The organism is Streptomyces sp. NPDC058240 (assembly GCF_042882135.1).
Taxonomy (GTDB): Bacteria; Actinomycetota; Actinomycetes; order Streptomycetales; family Streptomycetaceae; genus Streptomyces.
In genome coordinates this window covers 1-1092 of sequence record NZ_JBHVWT010000167.1, presented here as the reverse complement: position 1 = coordinate 1092, position 1092 = coordinate 1, and the positions used below count along the sequence as shown (strand labels likewise).

Annotated in this window: 1 protein-coding gene; it reads right to left on the bottom strand. The window is 69.4% G+C overall.

What is annotated here, in order from left to right; genetic code table 11:
• Positions 1 to 3: 3 nt before the first annotated feature.
• Positions 4 to 966, bottom strand: a complete 963-nt coding sequence (locus tag ACFVX4_RS42175) for an electron transfer flavoprotein subunit alpha/FixB family protein (protein ID WP_389988874.1) — start codon at positions 964 to 966, stop codon at positions 4 to 6.
• Positions 967 to 1092 lie beyond the last annotated feature (126 nt).

Genomic DNA, 1092 nt, shown 5'->3' with positions numbered 1-1092 from the left:
GGGTCAGCCCTTGCGGCTGTTGACCTCGTCGGTGAGCTGGGGGACGACCTGGAAGAGGTCGCCGACGACGCCGTAGTCGACGAGGTCGAAGATCGGGGCCTCGGCGTCCTTGTTGATCGCGACGATCGTCTTGGACGTCTGCATGCCGGCCCGGTGCTGGATCGCGCCCGAGATGCCCGACGCGATGTACAGCTGCGGCGAGACGGACTTGCCGGTCTGGCCGACCTGGCTGGAGTGCGGGTACCACCCCGCGTCCACCGCGGCACGCGAGGCACCGACCGCCGCACCGAGGGAGTCGGCGAGCGACTCGATGAGGTGGAAGTTCTCCGCACCGTTCACACCACGCCCGCCGGACACGACGATCGCGGCCTCGGTCAGCTCCGGACGCCCCGTCGACTCGCGCGGCGTCCGCGCGGTCACCTTCGTGCCCGTCGCCTGCGCCGAGAACGACACCTCCAGCGCCTGGACCGCACCCGCGGCCGCAGCCGCCTCCACCGCAGCCGAGTTCGGCTTGACCGTGATCACCGGGACACCCCGGGAGACCCGGGACCGGATCGTGAACGACGCCGCGAACGCGGACTGCGTCGCGACCGGACCCTCCTCACCCGCCTCCAGATCCACCGCATCGGTGATGATCCCCGACCCGATACGCACCGCCAGACGCGCCGCGATCTCCTTGCCCTCCGCCGACGACGGCACCAGCACCGCCACCGGCGACACCACCTCGCACGCCGCCTGCAACGCATCCACCTTCGGCACCACGAGGTAGTCGGCGAACTCCGGCGCCTCCGCGGTCAGAACCTTCACCGCACCGTGCTCGCCCAGCACCGCCGCGGTACCGGCGGCACCCGCACCCACCGCGACCGCGACCGGCTCACCGACCCGACGCGCCAGCGTCAACAACTCCAGCGTGGGCTTGCGGACCGCACCGTCCACGTGATCGACAAAGACGAGAACTTCAGCCATGGGACTTCAAACTCCTGCGAGTAGCTGCGAGTAGCAAAGAAGAAAGGGGAGGAAGAGGGAGACAGCGGAACGGGACAGCAGACCGGATCAGATGAACTTCTGACCCGCGAGGAACTCCGCCAGCCG

Bases quoted from the DNA above. Each gene is read 5' to 3' on its own strand.
- ACFVX4_RS42175 (WP_389988874.1), bottom strand. From the start codon at position 966: ATGGCTGAAGTTCTCGTCTTTGTCGATCACGTGGACGGTGCGGTCCGC.